The organism is Streptomyces sp. NBC_00207 (assembly GCF_045160965.1).
Lineage (GTDB): Bacteria > Actinomycetota > Actinomycetes > Streptomycetales > Streptomycetaceae > Streptomyces.
In genome coordinates, this window is the sequence record NZ_CP130715.1 from 5884277 (window position 1) to 5906976 (window position 22700).

26 protein-coding genes are annotated in these 22700 nt (G+C 70.4%); 18 read left to right on the forward strand and 8 right to left on the reverse strand.

Annotated elements, in window-relative coordinates; genetic code table 11:
- Positions 1 to 6: 6 nt before the first annotated feature.
- The gene (locus OG472_RS27965) at positions 7 to 1293 is read right to left on the reverse strand and encodes an alanine racemase (RefSeq protein ID WP_405942179.1); all 1287 of its coding nucleotides are present in this window, start codon (positions 1291 to 1293) and stop codon (positions 7 to 9) included.
- 194 nt (positions 1294 to 1487) lie between these two features.
- Here OG472_RS27965 and OG472_RS27970 point away from each other — a divergent pair, with 194 nt between their 5' ends.
- Together OG472_RS27970 and OG472_RS27975 are read left to right on the forward strand one after the other, a co-directional pair.
- Positions 1488 to 2240, forward strand: a complete 753-nt coding sequence (locus OG472_RS27970) for an IclR family transcriptional regulator (protein WP_401606978.1) — start codon at positions 1488 to 1490, stop codon at positions 2238 to 2240.
- Positions 2237 to 2674: a RidA family protein gene (locus OG472_RS27975; protein WP_383565533.1), complete on the forward strand. Its 438-nt coding sequence runs from the start codon at positions 2237 to 2239 to the stop codon at positions 2672 to 2674. Before OG472_RS27970 ends, OG472_RS27975 begins: the two co-directional genes overlap by 4 nt.
- A 91-nt stretch (positions 2675 to 2765) precedes the next feature.
- Here OG472_RS27975 and OG472_RS27980 read toward each other — a convergent pair whose 3' ends face one another.
- On the reverse strand, positions 2766 to 4097 hold the full coding sequence (locus tag OG472_RS27980; RefSeq protein WP_401606974.1) for a M14 family metallopeptidase: 1332 nt from the start codon (positions 4095 to 4097) through the stop codon (positions 2766 to 2768).
- Positions 4098 to 4221: 124 nt separating this feature from the next.
- Positions 4222 to 5922 carry a chitinase gene (locus tag OG472_RS27985; RefSeq protein ID WP_405831783.1) on the reverse strand — a complete coding sequence of 567 codons (1701 nt, stop codon included), beginning with the start codon at positions 5920 to 5922 and terminating at the stop codon, positions 4222 to 4224.
- 339 nt (positions 5923 to 6261) lie between these two features.
- On the opposite strand from OG472_RS27985, the gene OG472_RS27990 reads away from it, so the two are divergent.
- The 13 genes from OG472_RS27990 to OG472_RS28050 all read left to right on the forward strand — a co-directional run bounded on the left by OG472_RS27990 (position 6262) and on the right by OG472_RS28050 (position 16114).
- Positions 6262 to 7182 carry a hypothetical protein gene (locus OG472_RS27990; protein WP_401606970.1) on the forward strand — a complete coding sequence of 307 codons (921 nt, stop codon included), beginning with the start codon at positions 6262 to 6264 and terminating at the stop codon, positions 7180 to 7182.
- A 48-nt stretch (positions 7183 to 7230) separates the two neighbouring features.
- Complete coding sequence (gene cpaB, locus OG472_RS27995; RefSeq protein WP_383565541.1) at positions 7231 to 7932, forward strand: Flp pilus assembly protein CpaB; 702 nt, start codon at positions 7231 to 7233, stop codon at positions 7930 to 7932.
- Positions 7933 to 7939: 7 nt separating this feature from the next.
- The gene (locus OG472_RS28000) at positions 7940 to 9220 is read left to right on the forward strand and encodes a CpaE family protein (RefSeq protein WP_405831784.1); all 1281 of its coding nucleotides are present in this window, start codon (positions 7940 to 7942) and stop codon (positions 9218 to 9220) included.
- A 3-nt stretch (positions 9221 to 9223) separates the two neighbouring features.
- Positions 9224 to 9592, forward strand: coding sequence for a TadE/TadG family type IV pilus assembly protein (locus tag OG472_RS28005; RefSeq protein WP_401606965.1), 369 nt, complete (start codon positions 9224 to 9226; stop codon positions 9590 to 9592).
- Between the two features lies 1 nt (position 9593).
- Complete coding sequence (locus OG472_RS28010) at positions 9594 to 9962, forward strand: TadE/TadG family type IV pilus assembly protein (protein ID WP_383565547.1); 369 nt, start codon at positions 9594 to 9596, stop codon at positions 9960 to 9962.
- A complete protein-coding gene (locus OG472_RS28015) occupies positions 9959 to 11308 on the forward strand; it encodes a CpaF family protein (protein WP_383565549.1) in 1350 nt (449 codons plus the stop codon). The genes OG472_RS28010 and OG472_RS28015 overlap by 4 nt, the downstream gene beginning before the upstream one ends.
- Positions 11305 to 12243 (forward strand): type II secretion system F family protein, encoded by a 939-nt coding sequence (locus OG472_RS28020; protein ID WP_405831786.1) that lies wholly within the window; start codon positions 11305 to 11307, stop codon positions 12241 to 12243. The genes OG472_RS28015 and OG472_RS28020 overlap by 4 nt, the downstream gene beginning before the upstream one ends.
- A gap of 13 nt (positions 12244 to 12256) precedes the next feature.
- Entirely contained in the window at positions 12257 to 13147 is an 891-nt protein-coding gene (locus OG472_RS28025; protein WP_383565656.1) for a DUF5936 domain-containing protein, read from the forward strand.
- Between the two features lie 3 nt (positions 13148 to 13150).
- On the forward strand, positions 13151 to 13837 hold the full coding sequence (locus OG472_RS28030; protein ID WP_401606960.1) for a response regulator: 687 nt from the start codon (positions 13151 to 13153) through the stop codon (positions 13835 to 13837).
- A gap of 110 nt (positions 13838 to 13947) precedes the next feature.
- Positions 13948 to 14193: a hypothetical protein gene (locus OG472_RS28035; protein ID WP_405831787.1), complete on the forward strand. Its 246-nt coding sequence runs from the start codon at positions 13948 to 13950 to the stop codon at positions 14191 to 14193.
- Complete coding sequence (locus OG472_RS28040) at positions 14193 to 14849, forward strand: pilus assembly protein TadG-related protein (RefSeq protein ID WP_405831789.1); 657 nt, start codon at positions 14193 to 14195, stop codon at positions 14847 to 14849. The genes OG472_RS28035 and OG472_RS28040 overlap by 1 nt, the downstream gene beginning before the upstream one ends.
- Positions 14850 to 14880: 31 nt before the next feature.
- Positions 14881 to 15474: a hypothetical protein gene (locus OG472_RS28045; RefSeq protein WP_401606956.1), complete on the forward strand. Its 594-nt coding sequence runs from the start codon at positions 14881 to 14883 to the stop codon at positions 15472 to 15474.
- Between the two features lie 4 nt (positions 15475 to 15478).
- Positions 15479 to 16114 carry an OmpA family protein gene (locus OG472_RS28050; RefSeq protein ID WP_383565560.1) on the forward strand — a complete coding sequence of 212 codons (636 nt, stop codon included), beginning with the start codon at positions 15479 to 15481 and terminating at the stop codon, positions 16112 to 16114.
- A gap of 7 nt (positions 16115 to 16121) precedes the next feature.
- Here the strand turns inward: OG472_RS28050 and OG472_RS28055 are convergent, their stop codons facing one another.
- The 3 genes from OG472_RS28055 to OG472_RS28065 all read right to left on the reverse strand — a co-directional run bounded on the left by OG472_RS28055 (position 16122) and on the right by OG472_RS28065 (position 17708).
- The gene (locus OG472_RS28055; protein WP_401606953.1) at positions 16122 to 16454 is read right to left on the reverse strand and encodes an SCO4225 family membrane protein; all 333 of its coding nucleotides are present in this window, start codon (positions 16452 to 16454) and stop codon (positions 16122 to 16124) included.
- 158 nt (positions 16455 to 16612) lie between these two features.
- A complete protein-coding gene (locus OG472_RS28060) occupies positions 16613 to 17086 on the reverse strand; it encodes a carboxymuconolactone decarboxylase family protein (protein WP_401606952.1) in 474 nt (157 codons plus the stop codon).
- A gap of 94 nt (positions 17087 to 17180) precedes the next feature.
- Positions 17181 to 17708, reverse strand: coding sequence for a TetR/AcrR family transcriptional regulator (locus OG472_RS28065; RefSeq protein ID WP_405831791.1), 528 nt, complete (start codon positions 17706 to 17708; stop codon positions 17181 to 17183).
- 98 nt (positions 17709 to 17806) lie between these two features.
- Between OG472_RS28065 and OG472_RS28070 the strand changes: the two genes are divergently transcribed.
- Positions 17807 to 18217 (forward strand): DUF1348 family protein, encoded by a 411-nt coding sequence (locus tag OG472_RS28070; protein ID WP_405942180.1) that lies wholly within the window; start codon positions 17807 to 17809, stop codon positions 18215 to 18217.
- 5 nt (positions 18218 to 18222) lie between these two features.
- On the opposite strand, the gene OG472_RS28075 is transcribed toward OG472_RS28070, so the two are convergent.
- On the reverse strand, positions 18223 to 18996 hold the full coding sequence (locus OG472_RS28075; protein ID WP_405942181.1) for a hypothetical protein: 774 nt from the start codon (positions 18994 to 18996) through the stop codon (positions 18223 to 18225).
- Positions 18997 to 19124: 128 nt separating this feature from the next.
- Positions 19125 to 19703 (reverse strand): TetR/AcrR family transcriptional regulator, encoded by a 579-nt coding sequence (locus OG472_RS28080; RefSeq protein ID WP_401606946.1) that lies wholly within the window; start codon positions 19701 to 19703, stop codon positions 19125 to 19127.
- Between the two features lie 145 nt (positions 19704 to 19848).
- Between OG472_RS28080 and OG472_RS28085 the strand changes: the two genes are divergently transcribed.
- Positions 19849 to 21450 (forward strand): MDR family MFS transporter, encoded by a 1602-nt coding sequence (locus OG472_RS28085; protein WP_401606944.1) that lies wholly within the window; start codon positions 19849 to 19851, stop codon positions 21448 to 21450.
- Positions 21451 to 21890: 440 nt separating this feature from the next.
- Complete coding sequence (locus OG472_RS28090) at positions 21891 to 22691, forward strand: polysaccharide deacetylase family protein (protein ID WP_401606943.1); 801 nt, start codon at positions 21891 to 21893, stop codon at positions 22689 to 22691.
- Positions 22692 to 22700 lie beyond the last annotated feature (9 nt).

Below are 22700 nucleotides of genomic sequence, written 5' to 3' on the forward strand. Positions count from 1 at the left end.
CCGCTCCTAGAAGAAGGTGCGGACGTAGTCGGTGACGGTGCCGTCGGCCTCCACGACCGGGATCAGCTGCCACTTCTCGAAGATCGTGCAGGGGTGCGACATGCCGAGTGCCACCAGGTCGCCGACCTGGATGTCGTCGGCCGAGTCGGTCTCCAGCCAGGCGTGCTGGTCGGACAGTTTCACCACGCGGACGCCGGTGGCCGGGCGTTCGACGCCGGTGAGGGCGTCGCGGACCAGCTCGGCCTCGGGCAGCCCCAGGTCGTAGGCGATGTCTCGCTTGCCCGCGTTGACGAAGGCCTGGCCGGGGGAGGGCCGGGAGACGACCTGGGTCCACAGCCGGAACGCCGGGCGCAGGCCGCCCTCCTCGGGGTGGCGGTTGAAGGGGGTGAGGCGGGAGTACCAGCCGTGGTCGTGGGAGACGTACGCACCGGAACGGAGCAGCTTGAGCGTGGGGCGGGACAGCTCCGGCAGCTCGGCGAAGACGTCCGCGACGGCGTCGAACCAGGCGGAGCCGCCGGCGCTGACGACGATCTCCTCCAGGTCGGGGGCGAACCGGCCCGCCTTGTCGAACTCGACGGCCAGGGCGGTGAGCCGGCGCAGGTACGCGTGGACGCGGGCCGGGTCGGCGTCGGGCACCTCGGCCTCGTAGCCGCCCATGCCGACCAGCCGCAGGGTGGCGGTGGCGGCGACCGCGTCGGCGACGGCGCGGCAGTCCTCCTCGGTACGGGCCCCGGTGCGGGCGCCCTCGCCGGCGCCGAGCTCGACGACGACGTCGACGACGGCGGGCGCGTCGCGCAGGGCACGGTCCATGAGGTGGACCCCGCGCACGGAGTCGACGTAGCAGACGAAGCGGAAGTCGGGGTCGCCGGCGAGCTCGCCGGCGACCCAGCGCAGGGCGGCGGGATCGACGAGCTCGTTGGCGAGGAAGATCCGCTGGATGCCGAAGGCGCGGTAGACGCGGGCCTGGTGGGGGACGGCGGCGGTGATGCCCCATGCGCCGTGGTCCAGCTGACGGCGGAACAGCTGCGGGGACATGCAGGTCTTGCCGTGCGGGGCGAAGGCGAGGTCGTGGCGGGCGGCGTAGGCGCCGAGCGCCGCGAGGTTGTGCTCCAGTGCTTCGGCGTCGAGCGTCAGGACGGGCGTGGTGAAACCGCCGGTGTGGAGGTCCCGCCGCTGGGCGGCGAGCTGCCCGACGGTGAGGCCCTGCGTCTGGGCGTCCGGCGGGAGCCCCTTGAACCGGTGGTCGACGGGCTCGTCGGCGAGGTCCTTGACGGGGTCGCTGTCGCTGGCCATGCGGGTGCCTCCCGGGTGTTGCGTGGTATGCAACGGTCGTTGCGTATGCCGCTGCATGCTGTCTAACATCCCGGATGACGGCGGGTCAACGCGCGCCGCCGTCGCGGGGGCCAGCCCCCGCACCGCGGGTCCGGGCGGAGCCCGGGGCGCCGGCGGAGCCGGTGTTCGCAGTGACGGTCACGAAGGGACGCGGCATGAGTCAGTCGGTGGAGCGGGCGCTCCGGATCCTGCCGCTGCTCGCGACGGGCCCGGCCCCCCTCGGCGCGGTCGCCGACGAACTCGCCGTGCACAAGAGCACCGCCCTGCGCCTCCTGCGCACGCTGGACGAGCACGGCTTCGTCTACCGCCAGCCGGACGGCCGCTACCGGCTGGGGTCGAAGCTCTTCGCGCTCGCCGCCGAGGCCATGGAGAACCTCGACGTCCGGGAGATCGCGCACCCCCACCTCGTCGAGCTCAACCGGGCCACCGGGCACACCGTTCACCTCGCCCTCCACCAGGACGACGAGGTCGTGTACGTCGACAAGGTCGACAGCCGCTACCCCGTCCGCATGTACTCCCGCATCGGCAGGCCCGTGCCCCTCACGGTCGCCGCCGTCGCCAAGCTGCTCCTCGCCGACCTCCCCGAGGCCGAGCGCCGGGCCCTCGCCGAGCGGATCGAGTACCCCCGCTACACCCCCCGCTCCACCCCGGACGCCGCCGCCTTCCTCCGCGAGCTGGACCTCGTGCGCGAGCAGGGCTGGGCCACCGACCTCGGCGGGCACGAGGAGTCCGTCAACTGCCTCGGCGCGCCCGTGCACGGGCCGGACGGGCGGGTCGTCGCCGCGCTCTCCGTCTCCGCGCCCGGCGTGGTCGTCTCCGCGGACGGGCTCCTCGAGCTGCTGCCGCAGGTACTCCGTACCGCCGATGCCATCAGCCAGGACTATTCAGGAGCACAGGAGAGAACGTGACCGCGAGCACCGCAGGCACCGCAGGCACCGCGAAGACCGCCATCACCCCCGACACCCACACCGTCCCGCCCGCGAGGTTCTCGCACGGCGTGCGCAAGGGGAACATCCTCCAGGTCGCCGGCCAGGTCGGATTCCTCCCGCACGTCGACGGGCAGCCGCCCACCCCCGCCGGGCCGACGCTGCGCGAGCAGACCCTGCAGACGCTGGAGAACGTCCGCTCCGTGCTGGAGGCGGGCGGCGCGAGCTGGGACGACGTGATGATGATCCGCGTCTACCTCACGGACACCGCGCACTTCGCCGAGATGAACGGCATCTACAACACCTACTTCGAGGAGCAGGGCCTGAAGGAGGCCCCCGCCGCCCGCACCACCGTGTACGTGGGCCTGCCGGCCGGACTGCTCGTCGAGATCGACGCCCTCGCCGTCCTCGGCTGAGCCGCGGCCGGCCGGGCCATGCGGTGGGCGCGCCCCCTGACATGCGGGTGGGGCGCCCCCCTGGCGGCGGGGCGCCCCGTTCACGGGCCGGCTACGAGCAGTACTGGGCTTCCTTGCCGATCGAGCGGTACATGCAGTCCGCGTTCTCCAGCAGCTGGAGCACCGCGTCCTTGTTCCGCGCGGTCTCGCGGTCGATCACCTCGTCCGGCGGGTAGAAGCCGCCGCCGCCGCTCTCCGGGTACATCTCGAAGGTGTAGGCGAAGATCTTCTGGTTGCCCCACAGCCAGTCGTCGATCGTGCCGTCGGTGATGTAGAGGTCGCTCGACTGCTCGGGCGTGTAGCCGTTGCTCGCCGCCATGCTCGTGCCGATCTTCTTGTAGACGGCGAGGTCGTCGGCGGTCAGGCCCGGGGCGGTGTCGTTGTACGTGTAGCCGAAGGGCCACAGGACGAGCTCGCTGTACGTGTGGAAGTCGATCGCGGCCGTGATCTGCTGCTTGCCGCCGATGACGCGGCTGCGGACGAAGTCCGAGACGACCTTCACCTCGGGCGCCGACTCGGCGGCCGCGCCCCGGTAGGTCTCGGAGCTCTTGCTGCTGCTGGAGCCGCCGCAGCAGCCCCACTTGTAGTTCCAGTTCCGGTTCTCGTCCGTGCCGACGTACGAGGATCCGCTGTTGGGCTGGCGGTTCTTGCGCCAGGAGCGGTAGGAGCCGGTGGCGATGTCGTACTCGCCGCCGTCCGGGTTGAGGTCCGGGACGATCCAGATCTCGCGGCCGTTGACGGCGTTGGTGACCCGGGAGTCGGTGCCGTACTTGGAGCCGAACTCCTTGAGCAGGTAGAGCGCCATCTCGACGGTCAGGTGCTCGCGGGCGTGCTGGTGGTGGGTGAAGAGGACCTCGGGCTCGGCCTCGTCGGTCGCGACGTTGTCGCTGATCTTGATGGCGATGAGGTCGCGGCCCTGGTACGACTTCCCGATCACCCGCTTGCTCATGATGGCGGGGTACTGGGCGATGCGCTGGTCGATCTCCGTGTTCATCTCGGCGTAGTTGTGGTACTTCGAGTCCGCCGAGGGGAAGTCCATCGGGCTGGCCGCGATGCCGGGCAGGGAGCGGTCCGGCGGTCCGGGAAGCGCGGTGAGCCGGTAGCCGAGCGCGCGCAGCTTCTTGGCCTGCATGGTGTCCGCGCTGACCACGACCGTGTGGTCGTCCACCTCGTCGATCGAGACGCCCGTACGGAGCAGGGCGGTGCGGTCGGCGGGGGTGGAGGGGCCGTGGATCCGGTACTGGACGATGGCCTCGTCCTGGGTGGCGGTGGACGGGGTGGGCGGTGGCGATGCCGTCGCGCTCATGCCGTAGGCGGGTGCGCCCAGCGCGAGCGCCAGCAGGGCCGCCGTGACGGCGGCCCTCCGGCGGGTATGGAGCCGCATGCGTTCTCCTGGGTGGGAGTGTGGGGGTAGCCGTGCGGACGCGCACAGCGTGCTCTCATGGCATGTCCCGGTCAAGGACCCGCCGTGCGGGCCGAACCGATCCGGCCACCCCCACACGTACCGTCTACGGGAGCCCGTGGACCTTCGGACCCACCGAGTTCGACCAAGCACTACCCGCCTTGGCGTCCCAGTTGGTCGACCAGGTCATCGCACCGCGCAGTCCCGGGTAGGTCTTCGACGGCTTGAAGGATCCGCAGCCCGTGCCCCTGGTCAGGCAGTCCAGGGCGTTGTTGACGACGGTCGGGGAGACGTAGCCGCTGCCCGCGCCGCTCGGAGAGGCCGGGACGCCGATGCCCACCTGGGAGGGGTCGAGGCCGCCCTCCAGCTGGATGCAGGCGAGGGCGGTGAGGAAGTCCACCGAGCCCTGGGAGTAGACCTTGCCGTCGCAGCCGTTCATCGAGCCGCTGTTGTAGTACTGCATGTTGACGACGGTGAGGATGTCCTTGATGTTGAGGGCCGTCTTGAAGTAGCCACCTTGCGTGGACTGCATGTCGATCGTCTGCGGGGCCATGGTGATGACCAGCGACGCGCCGGCCTTGGCGGACAGCGCGCGCAGCGCCTGCGTCATGTAGGTGGGGTTGAGGCCGTTCTCCAGGTCGATGTCGATGCCGGTGAAGCCGTACTCCTGCATCAGGGCGTACGCGGAGTTCGCGAGGTTGTTCGCGGAGGCCGGGTCGTTGACGGAGATGGTCCCCTTCTCGCCGCCGATGGAGAGGATGACCGACTTCCCGGCTGCCTTCTTCGCGGCGATGTCTGCCTTGAACTGGGCGACCGTGTAGCCGCCGAGGCCGGCCGAGTCGAGGTTGAAGGTGATGGCGCCGGGCGTGGTGGTGGCGTCGGCGAAGGAGACGGCGATGATGTCGTACTGCGCCGAGACGTCGGAGATCTTCTGGACGGTCGCGCCGTTGTTGAAGTTCTGCCAGTAGCCGGTCAGGGCGTGCTTGGGGACGGCCGGGCCGGGGCCCGGACCGGGGCCGGTGCCGGTCGTGGTGCCGGTGACCGGAGCCGACTTGGCGCCCTCGCCCGCGGCGTTGTACGCGCTCACCTGGAAGGAGTACGAGGTCGAGGCGGCGAGCCCGGTGATCTGCGTGGAGGCGCCCGAGGTGACCGTCTGGACGCGGGCGCCGTCCTGATACACGTAATAGCCGGCGGCCCCGCCGACCGCGTTCCACGAAAGGGTGAGAGCGCTTGCGCTCTGGCCGGAAACGATGGTCCCGGCGGGGGCTCCGGGGATGCTCGGGCCGGGGTCGGTGCCGCCGCCGCCGTCCGGGCCGAAGACGCTGAACTCGTCGACGACGTAGGCCGGCTGGCCGTACCAGCCGTGCGTGTAGACCGTGACCTGGGTGGTGCTCGGGCCGGTGGTGAAGGTGGTGGAGAGCTTCTGCCAGCCGGCGCCCGAGCCGGGGCTCCAGGTGGACACGTCCTGGGTGCCGGTCCCGGTCGCGCCGAGGTAGACGTAGCTGCCCTGGACCTGCGTGCTGAGCGTGTAGGTCGAGTTCGGCTTGACTGTGACGGTCTGACTACAGCGGGCGTTGTCCTGCCCGGCCGGGGTGGCCCTGAGGGCGCCGGCTCCGGCATAGACGGGCGAGGAGACGGAGGCGCCGGTTCCGCCGGTGCACGACCAGTTGGCGAGGCCCGACTCGAAGCCGCCGTTGCGGGCGACGTTGACGTCCGCGGCCTGTGCGGTACCGGCGGCGAGGGCGGTCAGGGCGCCTGCGGTGAGGGTGGCGGCGAGGGGGAGGGCGAGGGAGCGTATGCGGTTCACGTGGGCTCCGGTGGGGGGAGGAAGGGGAACGTGGGGGCAAGTGGGGTGCCCCGGAGCCAAGTTGGTCCAGACCAATCTTCCTGTCAAGACTCTTTGCTGTGTGGCTTGAAATGGTCGACCGCGCGATCCCTGTTGTCCGGGTTTCCGATCAGCTGTGACAGGTGCCCACGGCACGGGAATCGGCAAGCGCCTGCCCTGCCAGGGGTGACGCGGATATGGTGCTGAGGCAAGGGGGAAGAGCGTCGATCGTTTGCGGTCGCGCAGTGTGCACGCGTACGCGGCGAGCGTGCGCCGGGCGCACGAACGTATGTGGCGCACGGGGTGAACGGGGGAATTCGCGTGCCGACCGCCATCGCTGTCACCAGCGCCGATCTGGTACTTCCGGCCCCTGATCGGCACACGCCCGGGGCCGCCGTGCTGCACCCGCCCGAGCAGCTCGACCTGGAGGGCGCGCTCGCCGAGACCGGCGCCCTGCTGGAGCGGCACGGCCACCTCGTGGCCCTCGTACCGCCCTGGCTCCCGCGCGCCACCGTCCAGCGGCTCCACACCGTACGGGCCATCCTGGAAACCGACCGGATCGCGCTCCTCGGCATCGATCTGCCGCCACTGGGCACGGCCCTGCTGGTCCGTCAGCTGCGCCAGCTCAGCGTCTGCGACTTCAGCCCCGGAATCATCGCCTCCGCGGCCCGGCTGCTGTCCCACTACATCTACGCGGGCGCCCTGCTGGGCTCGGTCGCCAAACTCGACCGGGTCCGCGTCCCGGTCGGGCTGAGAGCGCACGCCCGGTCCTGGTCGCCGAGCGCGCAGTTCGCCGTCATGGCCCACCCGAAACCGCACCTGGCGAAACTGGGCGGGGGCGGCAGCGGTGACGGAGGCGGAAGCCGCGGCGGCCAGGGCGCCCACGGCCCCCGCAGCGGGGTGCTGCCGGCCGGCCCCGAGTTCGCCACGCACCTCACCTTCGCCCGCGGCCAGCTCACCTCCGACTGGGTCACGGCCGAACTGGCCCCCGCCTGGCAGGTCCAGGGCGTCATGGAGAACCCGCTGCCCGGAGCGTCCCCCGGCTGGTGGGGCACCCCGAAGCTCGTCGAGTTCGCCGCCGGCATCCCGGACCTGTCCGTGCTCTACCAGCTGGTCGCCTCGGTCCGCCGGGAGGAGTGCCGCTGGTGCGGCCTCGAACTCATCGGCGACCGCTGCGGCTTCTGCGCGGCGCCGCTCACCGCAGCGCCGCCGCCCGCGAGTACCGCCCGTTCCAGACCCTGATCACTCGAACGCACGAATGAATGAAGAACGGCGAGGTAGGTAAGGCCCATGAACTCACGCCAGCGCCGCGGCGTCATCCTGCTGCTCCTGTCGGTCCTGTGCGCACTGGGGGCCTTCGCCGGAGTCCTCGTGGTGATCGGCGACGTCAACTCCAAGGTCGGCGCCGAGGTCGTCGCGTACCGCGCCAAGGGCGACATAGCACCGTACAGCCCGCTGGCGGCGGGGCAGTTCGAGGAGGTCAGGATCCCCAAGCGGTGGCTGTCCGACACCGCCGTCACCGACCTCGGCGCCCTCAAGGACAAGATCGCGCTCACCACGCTGAAGAAGGGCTCGCTGCTCCAGGCGGACATGTTCGTCGACCGGCCGCAGCTGCAGCCCGGTGAACAGGAGATCGCCATCATGATCGACGCGGCCACGGGCGTGGCCGGGAAGATCACCTCCGGCGCCAAGGTCAACATCATCGCCACCTTCAAGGGCGCCAAGGACACCGACCCCTCGCGGTCGGTGATCATCGTCGCCAACGCCCGGGTCCTGGGCGTCGGCAGGCTCACCGCCCTGGACAAGGACAGCGACCGCAAGGGCCCCGCCGAGGCCGTCCCGATCACCTTCGCCCTGAACACCAAGGACACCCAGCGCGTCGCGTACGCCGAGTCCTTCGCGGAGCACGTACGCCTGGCCCTGGTGGCCCCCGGCACCGACTCGGCGCCCAGCCCGGGCGACCGCACGTACACCCTCGACGGGGACAGGTGAGGCGCGCATGACCACCCGAATCCTCCCCGCGGTCGGCGACCCGGACGCCGCGCGCGCCATCGTCACACTGCTGAGCCAGCTCCCGGCCGCAGAGCCGGCCGCCCCCGTCCCCGACGCGACCACGCTCCTGGACACCCTCGCCCGCCTGGCCGCCGAGTCCATCGACGAACTCCCCGAGGTCGTCCTCGTCCACGAGCGGATCGGCCCGGTGCCCGCACTGGAGCTCATCCGGGAAGTGGCCCTGCGCTTCCCGGCGGTGGGCGTCGTCCTGGTCTCCTCGGACGCCGGCCCGGGGCTCTTCTCCGCCGCCATGGACTCCGGCGCGCGCGGCCTGATCGGCCTCCCGCTCTCCTACGAGGAACTCGCCGCCCGCGTCCAGGCCGCCGCCCAGTGGTCCGTGGGCGTACGCCGCCACCTGGGCGGGGGCGCCGCCGCCGACGTCTTCACGGGCCCGGGCGGCCGGGTCGTCACCGTCACCGGAGCCAAGGGCGGCGTGGGCACCACCTTCACCGCCGTGCAGTTCGCGCTGGCCGCGGCCGCCTCGGGCCGGCGCACCGCACTGGTCGACCTGGACCTCCAGGCGGGCGATGTCGGCTCGTACCTCGACGTGCAGTTCCGGCGCTCGGTCGCCGACCTCGCCGGGATCCAGGACATCTCGCCGCGCGTCCTCCAGGACGCGGTCTACGACGACGCCTCGGGCCTCGCCCTGCTGCTCGCCCCGGCGGACGGGGAACGCGGCGAGGAGGTGGACGACCGGGCGGCCCGGCACATCGTCGGAGCCCTGCGCAGCCGCTACGAGCTCGTCGTCATCGACTGCGGGACCCAGGTGACGGGCGCGAACGCCGCCGCCGTGGAGATGGCGGACGTGGCGGTCCTGGTCACCACCCCGGACGTGGTCTCGGTACGGGCGGCCAAGCGGATGGTCCGGATGTGGGAACGCCTCCAGGTGCGCAAGGCCGAGGACACCTCCATGGTCGTCAACCGCTGGAGCAAGCACACGGAGATCCAGCCCGCCCTGATCGAGAAGATCACCAAGACCCGCGCCACCCGCACCCCGGTCCCGGCCGCCTTCAAGGAACTCCAGGCGGTGGTGGACGCGGGCCGGGTCCAGGACCTCGACAACCGCTCGACCGTGAAGCAGGCCCTGTGGACGCTGGCCGGAGAACTCGGCCTCCTGTCCACCCCGGACACCGCGCCGTCCGCGTCGGCGTCCGCGGCGCCCGGCGCCTCCCTGGCGGTCCGCGCGGCGGGCCCGGTGGCACGCCTGCGCCGCGGCCGGGAGGGCTGACGGATGCCCGCCCGCAGACCGGGGCGCGGGGACCGGGGCCAGGTGGCGATCGAGTTCGTCGGCATGGTCCCGCTGATCCTGCTGCTCGTGGCGGCGGTGTGGGAGTGCGTGCTGATCGGCTACGCGTTCTCGCTGGCGGGCAACGCGGCGGACGAGGCGGCGCGGGCGGGGGCGGTGCACGGGCCCGAGGCCTGCCAGGCGGCGGCGGAGGAGCACATCGGGGCCGCCTGGGGCCCCAAGGCGGTCTGCGTGAGGTCCGGCGACATCATCCGGGCCAGGGTCACCCTCGGCATCCCGGTCTTCTTCCCGGGCCTCGACTTCGGCGAGATCGACGGCACCGGCGGCGCGGCGCTGGAGAAGGAGGCCGAGTGACATGGGACGGCGCATCCGCTCCGACCGGGGCCAAGTGGCCCTGGAGTACATCGGCTTCGTACCGATCCTGCTGTTCGTCGCCCTCTGCGGGATCCAGCTGGGCTGGGTGGCGTACGTGCACGAGCAGGCGGACTCGGCCGCCCGTACCGCCGCGCGCGTGGAGGCCCAGCACCGGGGCCGGGGGGAGGCTGCCGGGCGGGCAGCCATACGGGAGGGGCTCGACGCGGATGTCTCCGTGCCGCCCGGAGGTGACGCGGTGACAGCAACGGTGACCATCAAGATCAACTCCATCATCCCCGGACTCGACATAGACGACGCCGTGGCAACGGCGATCATGCCCAACGACGACCCGAAGGTGACCGGACCATGAGCCTGCGTTCCCGGGTCAACACCCCCGACGACCGCCACAGCCCCCGCGAGGACGGCCGACTGGTCTCCTCCTACCGGGCCAAGCTGCTGGAGGAGATCGACCTCGCCGAGATGTCCGCGCTCGCGCCCGCCGAGCGCCGGGCGCGCCTGGAGCGCGTACTCGGCCACATCATCAGCCGCGAAGGCCCCGTACTCTCCACCGTCGAGCGCGCGCAGCTGATCCGCCGGGTCGTCGACGAGGCCCTCGGGCTCGGCGTGCTCGAACCGCTCCTCGAAGACGCCTCGATCTCCGAGATCATGGTCAACGGCCCCGACCAGATCTTCGTCGAGCGCGCCGGCCGCGTCGAGCAGCTCCCCCTGCGCTTCGCCTCGCACGAGCAGCTGATGCAGACCATCGAGCGCATCGTCTCCACCGTCAACCGCCGTGTGGACGAGGCCAATCCGATGGTGGACGCCCGCCTGCCCAGCGGCGAACGCGTCAACGTCATCATCCCGCCGCTCTCCCTGACGGGCGCGACCCTCACGATCCGCCGCTTCCCGCGGGCCTTCACCCTGCACGAGATGATCGCGCTCGGCTCCCTCGACGAGCAGATGCTGCTCCTGCTGTCCGGCCTCGTCGCGGCGAAGATGAACGTGATCGTCTCCGGCGCCACCGGTACCGGCAAGACGACCCTGCTCAACGCACTCTCCGGGCTGATCCCGGAGGGCGAACGCATCATCACCATCGAGGACTCGGCGGAACTCCAGCTCCAGCAGGCCCACGTCATCCGCCTCGAATCCCGCCCGCCGAACGTGGAGGGCAAGGGCCAGATCACCATCCGCGACCTCGTGCGCAACTCGCTGCGCATGCGCCCCGACCGCATCATCGTCGGCGAGGTCCGCGGCGGCGAGACCCTCGACATGCTCCAGGCGATGTCCACGGGCCACGACGGTTCCCTCGCCACCGTCCACGCCAACAGCTCCTCCGACGCGCTCATGCGCCTGCAGACCCTGGCCTCCATGTCGGAGGTCGAGATCCCCTTCGAGGCCCTGCAGGACCAGATCAACAGCGCCGTCAACGTCATCGTCCAGCTGACCCGCTTCGGCGACGGCTCACGCCGCATCACGGAGATCTCCATCCTGGAATCCCACGGCCGCGAACCCTTCCGGATCACGACGGTCTGCCGCTTCGCCGCCCAGCCGATCGGGGCGGACGGGCGCGTACACGGCTACTTCGAGTACTACCCGCTGCCGCGCCGGATCGCCGAGCGCCTCTACATGAACAACCAGCCCATCCCGCAGGCCTTCGGGGTCGCCCTGCCGGACGACCCCCTCACCACCCCGCACATCACCCGGACCGCCCTGTGAACCCACTGATCCTCCTCACCCTCGGCGCCACGCTGCTCGCGTGCGTGCTCGTCGTCGCGGGCCTCCAGGCGTACGTCGCCGGGCGCGCCCAGCGCGCCGCACTGATCGAGCGCCTCTCGTCGAGCGGAATGCCGGAGCCCCTCGGGCGGCGGCGCCGCTTCCGGGGCGTCGACCGGCGGCTGCGCAAGACCAGGCTGGGCCGGCTCATCGAGCTGAAGCTGGCCACCACCGGCCTCGACCTCACCCCGGGCGAGTTCTTCGTCTACATGCTGGGTTCGATCGCGGGCGTCTGGCTCGTCGCGGCCTCCCTCCTCGCGCCGTTCTTCGGTCCGGTGGCGGGCCTGATCGGCATCTGGGCGGCGAACGCCTTCCTGAACTGGCAGCGGGCGCGGCGTACGGAACGGTTCATCAACCAGCTCCCCGACCTCGCCCGCATCCTCGCCAACGCCACCCAGGCCGGGCTGGCCCTCCGTACGGCCATCGGCATCGCGGCCGAGGAGCTGGAGGCCCCGGCGGGCGAGGAACTCGCGCGCGTCGCCGACCGCCTCGCCGTCGGCCACTCGATCGAGGAGTCCCTCGGCGAACTCACCGAGCGCCTGCCCTCCCGCGAACTGGTCGTCCTCGTCTCCACCCTCGTCCTGTCGGCCCGCGCGGGCGGTGCCATCGTGGACAGCCTGCGCAACCTGACGGTGACGCTGGAGCAGCGCAAGGAGACCCGTCGCGAGATCCGTACCCAGCTGTCCCAGGTGACGGTGACGGCGTACCTCGTCCCGTCGATCGGACTCGGCTCGCTGCTGCTGGTCGACATGATGATGCCGGGCGCGCTGGACCGGATGACGGGCGCGTTCCTCGGCCAGACGGCCGTCCTCGTCGCGCTCGGCCTCTTCGCCCTGGGGTTCATCCTCATCCGCCGCCTGTCCAAGATCGACGTGTGAGGGGGCACGCATGATCGCGCTTCTCCTGGCCGTGCTCGTGGCGGCCTCCGTCCTCGGCGCCTTCCACGGCATCCGCCTCTACCGGGCCGACGTCAAGCTGCCGACCGACCTGGCACTCGCCCTGGAGGTCGGTGCCACCCGTACGACGGCCGTGGGCTCCCTGGTGGACCGGATGGGCATCCGCTGGGCCCCGGCGGTGCTGCGCCTGATGGGCCCGGCCCGGGTGGCCCGCAAGCGCCGCCAGATCGACATGGCGGGCAACCCGGCCGGCCTCACGATCGACCGCTACGCGGCCCGGCGGGCGGTGTACGGCGCCCTGGGCGCGCTCGGCGCCTTCTCGATGCTGATCAACGGCCAACTGGTCGCCGCCCTCCTCATGGTGGCCTTCGGGCTCTTCTGGATCGAGGCCGGCCTGTGGTCGGCCATCAGGGTCCGCCGCGACCACATCGAGCGGACCCTGCCCGACTTCCTCGACGTACTCGCCGTGGTGGTGAGCGCTGGGCTGGGCTTCCGGCAGGCGCTGGCCCGGGTGGCGGACAAGTACGAGGGCCCGTGGGCGGACGAAATCCGCATCACGCTCCAGCAGATGGACATGGGCGTCAGCCGCCGCCAGGCCTTCGACGAACTGCGCCGCCGCAACGACAGCGAACAGGTCGCGCAGTTCGTGACGGCGCTGCAGCAGGGCGAGGAGCTGGGCTCCCCGATCGTCGACACCCTGATCGCGATCGCCGAGGACATGCGCCGTACGGATGCCCAGAACGCCCGCCGCCGCGCGGCCCGGGCCGTCCCGAAGGCGACGTTCGCGGTGACCATGTTCATGCTCCCGGGCACGCTGATCCTCCTCGTCTGCGGCTTCGTCTACGGCGCGAACGTCGACTTCGGCGCGCTGTTCGGGGGTGGCTGAGCCATGGCCCGACTGAGCGTGCTCATCGCCGACGGCAACCCGGTCATCAGGGCGGGCCTGGCGGCCATCCTGTGCGCGGCCGAGGACCTCGACGTGACGGCCCAGGCGGAGGACGGCCGCGAGGCGCTGAGCCTGACCCGCCGGCACGCCCCGGACGTCATCCTGCTGGACGTCCGCATGCCGGGCGTGGACGGGATATCCGCGCTGCCGCACCTGGTGCAGCTGGCTCCCGTACTGATGCTGACGTACAGCAGGGAAGCCGAAATCATCTGCGAGGCGCTGTCGTTGGGCGCGGGGGGCTACCTCGTGCACGGCGAGTTCACGACGGACGAGCTGCTGAGGGCGGTACGGGACGCCCCACTGGGCCGCCCCCACTTCACCCCGACCGCCGCGAGCGCCCTGCTCGCGGAACTCCGGGCCTCTTCGCATCCGCAACGAGCTGTGGCACAGTCTTCTGAGCGGATGCACAACTCTGTTGTCTTCGGGCTGAGTTCGCGGGAGGTGGAGATCATGGATCTGATCGCGTCCGGGATGAACAACCAGCAGATCGCAGCCGCCTGCTTCATCAGTGAGAAGACGGTCAAGAACCACATCAACCGCATCTTCGCGAAGCTCCAGAGCGCGACGCGCAGCGAGGCGATAGCCCGCTGGCTGGGAACCGCCCGTCCAGGAGTGACCGGTCATGGGTAGACAGAGTGCGCAGTGGGTCCGTAATTGGGTCCCGGGACCCTTGGTGACGACTGGTGACTCGCCGTACCGTCCGCAGATCGACACCGGTACCGGCCCGGGAGGGAACCCCCATGTCACAGAACACGCTGCTGAAGGCCGCCGTGGAGGCACGGATCAGGGTGAACGGCTGGACGGACACGGCCGTGACGAGGCTCCGCAAGCGCCACACAAACCTCGACCGCGGCCAGACCGCCTTCGAATACCTGGGCATCATCCTGGTCGTCATCGTGATCGTTGGAGCGATCGTCGGTTCCGGAGTCGGATCGGAGATCACGAAGCGGATCAAGCAGGCGGTGACCGACATCAAAGCCGGCTAGTGGATGCCAGCGGGAAGCCTGGGCGTGACGGGGGGCAGGCGTTTCCCATCTATGTGGTGGTAGTGGCGGGCTTGCTCTTCGCTGCGCTCGCCTTCTTCGTCATCGGGCAGGCGTCGGTCACGCGAAGCGATGCCCAGGGGGCCGCGGACGCTGCGGCCTTGGCTGTTGGGCGTGAGGCCAGGGACACGGTGCTGCTCGGTCTCGACCTGGCCGCATTGAAGCCTGCGGACTGGCAGAAGATCGTCGATGGGGACTTCTTCAAAGCTGGTCAAGCCTGTGCGGCGGCGGAGGTCTTCGCGGCGAAGAACGACGCAAAGGCGACGGGGTGCGATTCCTCCCTCCTCCCGAAAGTAACCGTCACGGTGGAGACGAACGGGACGGTCGGAGAGTCGGTGATTCCTGGGACCGGCAGCATGCATGGGACTGCAACGGCCACGGCCTTGATCGAGCCTAGGTGTCGACTCGGCGCGGTTGCCACCCCAACCCCGACGCCTACCCCCACCTCGACGGCTGGGGGCGAGTCGCAGGCCCCTACGCCTACCCCGCCGACGGTGACCTTCACCTGCAACGGGGAGCCGGTTGAACTGGATCCGTTGAAGCCGGGCTCGCTCAGGGCATTGACCAAAAAACTGTTCAGCGTGCGACTCGTCGGCTGACAAGGATCGAGAGACAAGGAAGCGTTCATAGATGAGCATTCGGCGCATGGTGAAGGTCCGTGGGGGAATGACCGTTGTGACTGCGGCGGTCATGGTCCTCACGCTGGCCGGGTGTGGTGGCGATGGCGACAGCAACAAGCCGAAGGACCTGCAGAAGTCCTCGACGCCGCAGTCCCAGGGATCCGGATCTCAGAACCCGGCACCGAGTGCCAGCCAGGGCTCGGAGCCGACCGAGGTCATCGCCACGCTGAACGGACAGGAGGGGATGACCCTGCTGATCAACTCCGCGCGTCGCGATCCCGGCGGCTTTCTCACCGTGACCGGGCAGATCAAGAACACGGGTAGCCAGTCGTACAAGGACACCGTCGCCTGGCGTGGGATCGAACTCAAGGGAACCGGAGAGTCGGTCGCCGGCGCAACGTTGGTCGACAAGGCCGGCAAGAAGCGCTACTACGTGCTTCGAGACACGGAGTCCAGGTGTTTGTGCACAACTGGGGTCTCCAGCGTCGATGCCGGCCAGATGATCCCCTTCTTTGCCCAGTTCCCAGCACCGCCGGCTTCTACCACCGAGGTGGAATTCAGCCTCCCGACCTTCGCCACGGCCGCTGTCAAAATCTCTGGGTGACCCCATGACTACACGTCATCAAGTAGCTGCAACTGTCATAGTCTCTGCACTCGTTATCGCCGGAGGGCATCTCATCGGGGCCACGGCTGCCTATGCCGATGACGTGAAGCCTTCTGTGCCCCCTGGCACCGAGCCTTCCGCCTCTGCGCCCGTGGCGATCGACTCCAACTCGCCCGGCCTGAAGATCCCGCAGGGCGGCACGCTCGCCCCCGTCAAGGTGCTGGACATCGCCGAGGTCGTCGAGGACCTCGGTGGGGAGCAGCGGCGGCAGGAGACGAATCAGACCGTCATGATGGCGCTGCAGTCCGAGGTGCTGTTCCCGGAGAACAGCGCCGTCTTCAACGCGCAGGCCGCCGCCCGCATCCAGGCCATCGCCACCGAGATCAACACGCAGAAGGCCACCCGCGTGAGGGTCTTCGGTTTCACCGACGACCAGGGCAGCTACGAGCACGGCAAGGAGCTGTCCAAGCAGCGCGCCGACGCCGTGCAGGCCGAGCTGGCCAAGACGGTGACCAACCCCGGCGTCGTCTTCGACGTCCGCGGGTACAGCGAGGACTACCCGATCGCCGACAACGGCACCGAGGAAGGCCGCAAGAAGAACCGCCGCGTCGAGATCACCTTCCCCCGGAGCGCCGGCTAGCCGCCGGCTAGCCGCCGGCCCGCGGCCGCCCGCGGAGGCGGCCGCGGGAGGCCTCCACCATCGTTCCGAGCGCGAGCGACTGGGCCAGTACGCAGAGGACGAGTTCGGTGACGAAGAGCCACGTCTCGGGCTGCCCTTCCCCGCGGACCGCTCCGTCGATCAGTGCCACGAAGAGGAACAGCGGGAAGGCGAACATGGCGGGCAGCACCCATATCAACCCGGGGTCCGGGGCGAACAGCGTGAGGGCCGTCGCGATCGCCACGGCGACGCCGACGAGGCCCAGGTAGATCATCGAAGCGGGGTTCGCGAAGGTCAGGCGGACGAGCGTGCGAGCGGTCATCAGGTTCCCCCCCCGGGGCGTGCGGACTTCCTCCATGGTCGGGAACGTCCGGAGCCTTGTCGTGAGTACCCGTACCCAGGATGTGCACAGAGCGGGAGCCGCCCCTGTCCGGCCCCTCCCCTGTGGGGGCCGGACAGGAGTGGCTCCCCTGCGCGGGATCAGCCGAACTGGCCGGGCTGGTAGTCGCCCGCCGGCTGCTGGACGATCACGTTCATGCGGTTGTACGCGTTGATCAGCGCGATGAGGGAGACCAGCGCGGCCAGCTGGTCCTCGTCGTAGTGCTTGGCGGCCTCGGCCCAGGCCTCGTCCGTGACGCCGCCGGCCGCGTCGGCGATGCGGGTGCCCTGCTCGGTCAGTTCGAGGGCCGCCCGCTCGGCGTCGGTGAACACCTTCGCCTCGCGCCAGGCCGCGACCAGGTTGAGCCGCACCGGGTCCTCTCCGGCGTGCGAGGCGTCCTTGAAGTGCATGTCGGTGCAGAATCCACAGCCGTTGACCTGGCTGGCCCGGAGCTTCACCAGCTCCTGCGTGGTGTGCGGCAGGGTCGAGTCCGAGATGACCTTGCCCGCGGAGTTGATGTACCGGCCGAACTTGGTCGCGACCGCGTTGCCGTAGAAGTTGAGACGCGCTTCCATCGTGAGCTCCCTGCCGTGTGGACGGTTACACAGCTCTGACGGAAAACGCGGCCCGGATGTGACAGCCCGGCGGGCCGGGCGGGCGTGACGTGCGTCACTCTCCCAGGAGGAGCTCCGCGATCTCCCGGGCCCGGTGGGCCGGCTCCGGGCCGGGGGTGAGGGCCGCCACCGTCGTCGCCCCCTCGGTCAGGATCAGGAGCCGGTCGGCGAGGGCGGGATCGGCGGTGAGGCCGGCCAGCAGGGCGTGGAGTTCCGCCTTGTGGACGCGGACGATCTCCGGGGCCGCCGCGCCCAGTTCCCCGTACGCGTTGAGGAAGGCGCAGCCCCGGAAGTCGGGCTCGGTGAACCAGTCCGCCAGCCAGTCGAAGACCGCGAGGACCCGGGCCCGCGGCTTCGCCGGGGCGAGGGCCGCGGTGCGCAGGGAGTCCAGCCAGCGCCGGTCACGGCGTTCCAGATAGGCCGTTACCAGGGATTCCTTCGCGGGGAAGAGTCGGTACAAGCGCTTGAGGGGGACCCCGGAGGCGGTGCGGATGCGGTCCATGCCGACGGCCTGGATGCCGTGCCGGTAGAACAGCTCCTCCGCCGCGTCCAGCAGTCGGGTCCGTGCCTCTTCGTCGTCCATGAGGGCAGGGTAGCCCGTTTCCGCTTGCGGCGAGAACGCTCGTTCTCGTACGGTGGAGAACGATCGTTCTCGCCCTTCTTCGCTTCGGAGGATCCGCCGTGACACGTCCGCCCCTGCCCCCCTTCACCGAAGAGTCCGCCCGCGCCAAGGTCCAGGCCGCCGAGGACGCCTGGAACAGCCGGGATCCCGAGCGCGTCGCCCTCGCGTACACGGAGGACTCGGTCTGGCGCAACCGCGACCGGTTCCTCACCGGCCGCGCCGAGATCCGCGAGTTCCTCGCCGCGAAGTGGGAGCGCGAGCTCGACTACCGCCTCCGCAAGGAGCTTTGGGCCTTCACCGGCAACCGCATCTCGGTCCGTTTCGAGTACGAGTGGCACGACGCCGACGGCCAGTGGTTCCGCAGCCACGGCAACGAACAGTGGGAGTTCGACGGCGACGGCCTGATGAGGCGGCGCGAGGCGAGCATCAACGACGTGCCCATCGCGGCCGAGGACCGCCGCCTCGTCTGATGCCTTCAGGGCGAGTTCCGGTCCGCCACTGTGCCGGTGCCCGCAGGCGGTCGGTCCTCCTCGGGTGACTCCCCGCGTGACTCCCCGCGCAGCTCGGCGGGTACCGACGGAGCCGGCAGGCGCGGGTCCCCGTGAGCGTCCAGGGGGGTACCCGCCGGGTAGCGGGCGCACTCGGCGTGCGCGGCGACCTCGAGGCGGTCGCCGGGGTACGTCGTGAGCGAGAGGGTCCGGCCGGTGCCCGGGAGTTCGAGGCGCAACTCGGCCTGGTGGCGGTCGGGGGAGTTCTCGTAGTCCGTGACCTTCCAGCCCTGCTGTGTCATGGCCTGCCGTACCCGCTCGAGCGCGGGCTCCGCCTCGGCGCGCGGGACGCCCCCCAGTCCCCACGTGTCGCTCACCGCGACGACGCCGGGGGCTTCCGGCGGGTAGGCGATCCCGCGCTCGGACCAGTGGCGCATGCCCCGGAGGTGGCAGTCGGAGCCCTCGGCCACCAGGCCGGCGCGGGGCCAGTCGGCCGGTTCGGCGCGTGGCAGGCCGAGCGCGGTGTAGGCGGACCGCGTGTGGTCCTCCAGCTCCCGGGCCGTGGCGGCGGGGTCGGCGACCGGATACGGAGTTCCGTCCCAGATCGGCGCGAACCACAGGGCGAACCCCAGCGTGCCGCCCATCACCGCGGCCAGGGCCAGGTCGGCAGCCGCCGCCGCGCGGATCTTCCGGCGCCGTGCGGAGGCGGAGGCGGGGGCGGGGGCAGGGGCAGGGATGAGGTCGTGGGGTTGCCGGTTCATGCCGACAGCTTCCGCCGGGCATCGGGAGGCGGGCATGAGTAGCCGTACTCAACCGCCACGTCGACCGTACGCAGGTGCTCGCCGCGCGGCGCGGAGTGCGCGGCTCGGAGTGCGCGCCGCGGCGCCCGCTACGCCTGGTGGTGGGCCTGCGTGATGAGGTCGGTGGCGACCGCCAGGGCTGCCAGACGGGTCTCCTCCGGGTCGCCCTCCACGTGCTGGAGGAACATCATCCCGGCGTGCAGGGTGAACAGTGCGCTGACGCAGCGGACCTGGTCCTCCAGCGGGCCGTCCTGCGTGCGGAGCAGTTCCACCAGCGCGAAGAGCCGCTTCTTGACCGTCTCGCCGATGCTCAGCTCGCGCGTGGTCGCCTGGTTCTCCTGCATGAACCGGTACAGCGCCGCGCCCGCCGCCATCGCCTCGCTGTAGCGCCGCAGCACCTCGCGCTTGGTCTCCAGGGTGCGCGGCTGTCCCTCCGCCCACGTGATCAGCTCGTCGATGGGCCGCGTCAGGTCCTCGAAGAGGCTGATGATGATGTCTTCCTTGGTCTTGAAGTGGTAGTACAGCGCCGCCTTCGTGACCTCCAGCCGTTCCGCGATCTCGCGCAGCGACGTCTTCTCGTACCCCTGCTCGACGAAGAGCTCCAGTGCGACGTCCTGGATGCGCTGACGTGTGTCGCCACGGCGGCGCTGCGGACTGCTGCTGGACATGGCTCTCCCCAATTACTTACTTGACGCCCGGCTAGTTACGGGTCTACCGTCCCCAAGTGTAATGAACTAGCCGGGCGGCAAGTAAGTACCGGTGTGGGACGAAGACCAAGTGCCAAGTATGCGAAGTAGGGCCAGGGGAGTGGACATGGTGGACTCAGTCAAGCCTGCGGGGACCTCGGAGGAGGTGAAGCCGCGCAGCGTAAGGGTCGTCCTCATGGCGCTTATGATCGCGATGCTGCTCGCGATGCTCGACAACATGATCATCGGCACCGCGATGCCCACGATCGTCGGCGAGCTGGGCGGCCTGGAGCACCTCTCGTGGGTGGTCACCGCGTACACCCTCGCCACCGCGGCCTCCACTCCCATCTGGGGCAAGATCGGCGACATGTACGGGCGGAAGGGTTCCTTCCTCACCTCGATCGTCATCTTCCTGATCGGCTCCGCGCTCAGCGGCATGGCCCAGGACATGGGCCAGCTGATCGGCTTCCGCGCGATCCAGGGCCTCGGTGCCGGCGGTCTGATGGTCGGTGTCATGGCGATCATCGGCGACCTGATCCCGCCCCGTGAGCGCGGCAAGTACCAGGGCATGATGGCCGGCGTGATGGCCCTCGCCATGATCGGCGGCCCGCTCGTCGGCGGCACCATCACCGACCACATGGGCTGGCGCTGGTCCTTCTACATCAACCTCCCGCTCGGCGCGGTGGCGCTCGCCATGGTGACGGCGGTGCTGCACCTGCCCAAGAAGACGGAGCCGGGGGTCCGCCCGAGGATCGACTACCTCGGCGCGGCGCTGCTGACCATCGCCATCACCTCCACCGTCCTCGTCACGACGTGGGGCGGCAACGAGTACGCCTGGGGCTCCGGCCAGATCATCGGCCTGATCGCCGTCGGCGTGCTGTCGACCGCCGCCTTCCTCTACGCCGAGACCAAGGCCGAAGAGCCCGTCATGCCGCTGCACATCTTCCGCAGCCGCAACTTCACCCTCATGTCCGTGATCGGCTTCCTCGTCGGCTTCGCGATGTTCGGCGGCGTGCTGTACCTGCCGCTGTTCCAGCAGTCGGTGCAGGGTGCCTCCGCCACCAACTCGGGCCTGCTCCTGCTGCCGATGCTGCTCTCGATGATGGTCGTCTCGCTGATCGCGGGCCGCGTCACCACCAGCAGCGGCAAGTACAAGGTCTTCCCGATCGCCGGCGGCGCGCTCATGGTCGTCGGGATGTTCCTCCTCGCGACGATGGACACCGACACCACCCGCCTGGTGTCGGGGCTCTACATGGCCGTCCTCGGCGCCGGGCTCGGCTTCCTGATGCAGATCACCATGCTGGTCGCACAGAACAGCGTCGAGATGAAGGACATGGGCGTCGCGTCGTCCTCGACGACCCTGTTCCGTACGCTCGGCGGCTCCTTCGGTGTCGCGCTGATGGGGTCCCTCTTCACCAGCCGGGTCACGGACACCATGTCCGAACGGCTGGGGCCGGAGGCGGCCGGGGCCGCGGGGTCCGCGCAGTTGGACGCGGCGAGCCTGGCCAAGCTGCCGGAGGTCGTGCGGGACGCCTACCAGCACGCGGTGGCCGCGGGCACGCACTCGGCCTTCCTGCTCGGCGCGGCCATCGCCGTACTGGGGTTCGCGGCGGCCTGGTTCGTGAAGGAGGTTCCGCTCCGCGGGGCGGGGCCGGCGCCGGCGGCCGACGCGGAGCCCAAGGGCGGCGAAGTCACCGCCCCCGCGCCGCAGGAGTCCGTCGCTCGCTGATCGCACGACCGACAGGCGGTACCACCGGAAGGTTCGGTGGTACCGCCTGTCGGCGTGTCCGGACCCTGTGGCCGGGGACGGCTTCACCGGGGCGGTCGCAGAGGTGGGGCCGGGCGCGCGCCGGGACGTCACCTCGGACGCCGAACGTGACGGGGGGTCGGCGGGCCGAGGGAATTGCGTTCGGCGCCCTGCGGGGAGCGCCCCGGCACACACCCGACCCCGCCGTGGTGTGTCCTGGCAGTTGTTGGTGCCCAGCCTCCTGCCGAGCCGGAGTGTCATCGTGGCCGCATCCGGCGGGAGTTGGGATTCGGGCTAAAGTCCCATCAGTCACTTTGGTGTCATTACATGGAATTTAAGGCCCAATTGACTGGAACTCCTCGGTGGCGACGGACGTCCTGATCCACGGAACGCTCACACAGCGGATGGGGAGTGGACACTTCATGAGGTTGACGGGAGAGAACAAGCGGGGCATTCGAACCGGTGCCGTCGTCGTGGCCTCGGCCGCCGCCGTCGCGGCGACCGTGTGGGGGGTGGCGATCCTGGTGGAGCCGGGGAAGGCCGCCACGCAGCAGAACGTGTCCCGGCCGGCGGACTCCGGCGGGGCCGCCGGGTCGCAGCCGCAGGCGATACCCGAGGACATAGCCCACGCGTCGGAGGCCGGTGGGAACGCCGTCAACATCACCATCGACGACGGCCCCGACCCCCGATGGACCCCGAAGGTGCTGGAGGTCCTCCAGCGGCACGACGTCAAGGCGACCTTCTGCATGGTCGGGCCGCAGGCCAAGGCCCACCCCGACCTCGTCAAGAAGGTGGTCGCGGCCGGTCACCGGCTCTGCGACCACACGATGGACCACGACACCGCCATGGACAAGAAGCCCGTCGCCTACCAGGAGCACCAGATCCTGGACGCGAAGAAGCTGATAGAGGAAGCCGCGGGCGGCGGCGCGAAGGTGGAGTACTACCGGGCCCCCGGCGGCGCGTTCACCCCGGACAGCCGGCGCATCGCCGCCGCGCACGGCATGCGGCCGCTCGGCTGGAACGTCGACACGAAGGACTTCGGCAAGCCCGGCACGGCCGCCATCGTCGATGCCGTGAAGCGCGAGATCGGCAACGGTCCGACCGTGCTCTTCCACGACGGCGGCGGCAACCGCGCGCAGACCGTCGACGCCCTCGACCAGGTGCTGGACTGGCTGGGGGAGCAGGGCCGGCCGACCGGTTTCCCGGTCCGCACCGCCCCCTGACACGCCGTC

What these genes read in the sequence shown, in the direction of transcription:
- OG472_RS27965 (WP_405942179.1), bottom strand. Translation starts at nt 1,293, where the DNA reads ATGGCCAGCGACAGCGACCCCGTCAAGGACCTCGCCGACGAGCCCGTC.
- OG472_RS27970 (WP_401606978.1), top strand. Translation starts at nt 1,488, where the DNA reads ATGAGTCAGTCGGTGGAGCGGGCGCTCCGGATCCTGCCGCTGCTCGCG.
- OG472_RS27980 (WP_401606974.1), bottom strand. Translation starts at nt 4,097, where the DNA reads ATGCGGCTCCATACCCGCCGGAGGGCCGCCGTCACGGCGGCCCTGCTG.
- cpaB (WP_383565541.1), top strand. Translation starts at nt 7,231, where the DNA reads ATGAACTCACGCCAGCGCCGCGGCGTCATCCTGCTGCTCCTGTCGGTC.
- OG472_RS28000 (WP_405831784.1), top strand. Translation starts at nt 7,940, where the DNA reads ATGACCACCCGAATCCTCCCCGCGGTCGGCGACCCGGACGCCGCGCGC.
- OG472_RS28005 (WP_401606965.1), top strand. Translation starts at nt 9,224, where the DNA reads ATGCCCGCCCGCAGACCGGGGCGCGGGGACCGGGGCCAGGTGGCGATC.
- OG472_RS28010 (WP_383565547.1), top strand. Translation starts at nt 9,594, where the DNA reads ATGGGACGGCGCATCCGCTCCGACCGGGGCCAAGTGGCCCTGGAGTAC.
- OG472_RS28015 (WP_383565549.1), top strand. Translation starts at nt 9,959, where the DNA reads ATGAGCCTGCGTTCCCGGGTCAACACCCCCGACGACCGCCACAGCCCC.
- OG472_RS28030 (WP_401606960.1), top strand. Translation starts at nt 13,151, where the DNA reads ATGGCCCGACTGAGCGTGCTCATCGCCGACGGCAACCCGGTCATCAGG.
- OG472_RS28035 (WP_405831787.1), top strand. Translation starts at nt 13,948, where the DNA reads ATGTCACAGAACACGCTGCTGAAGGCCGCCGTGGAGGCACGGATCAGG.
- OG472_RS28045 (WP_401606956.1), top strand. Translation starts at nt 14,881, where the DNA reads ATGAGCATTCGGCGCATGGTGAAGGTCCGTGGGGGAATGACCGTTGTG.
- OG472_RS28050 (WP_383565560.1), top strand. Translation starts at nt 15,479, where the DNA reads ATGACTACACGTCATCAAGTAGCTGCAACTGTCATAGTCTCTGCACTC.
- OG472_RS28055 (WP_401606953.1), bottom strand. Translation starts at nt 16,454, where the DNA reads ATGACCGCTCGCACGCTCGTCCGCCTGACCTTCGCGAACCCCGCTTCG.
- OG472_RS28060 (WP_401606952.1), bottom strand. Translation starts at nt 17,086, where the DNA reads ATGGAAGCGCGTCTCAACTTCTACGGCAACGCGGTCGCGACCAAGTTC.
- OG472_RS28065 (WP_405831791.1), bottom strand. Translation starts at nt 17,708, where the DNA reads ATGGACGACGAAGAGGCACGGACCCGACTGCTGGACGCGGCGGAGGAG.
- OG472_RS28075 (WP_405942181.1), bottom strand. Translation starts at nt 18,996, where the DNA reads ATGAACCGGCAACCCCACGACCTCATCCCTGCCCCTGCCCCCGCCCCC.
- OG472_RS28080 (WP_401606946.1), bottom strand. Translation starts at nt 19,703, where the DNA reads ATGTCCAGCAGCAGTCCGCAGCGCCGCCGTGGCGACACACGTCAGCGC.
- OG472_RS28085 (WP_401606944.1), top strand. Translation starts at nt 19,849, where the DNA reads ATGGTGGACTCAGTCAAGCCTGCGGGGACCTCGGAGGAGGTGAAGCCG.
- OG472_RS28090 (WP_401606943.1), top strand. Translation starts at nt 21,891, where the DNA reads ATGAGGTTGACGGGAGAGAACAAGCGGGGCATTCGAACCGGTGCCGTC.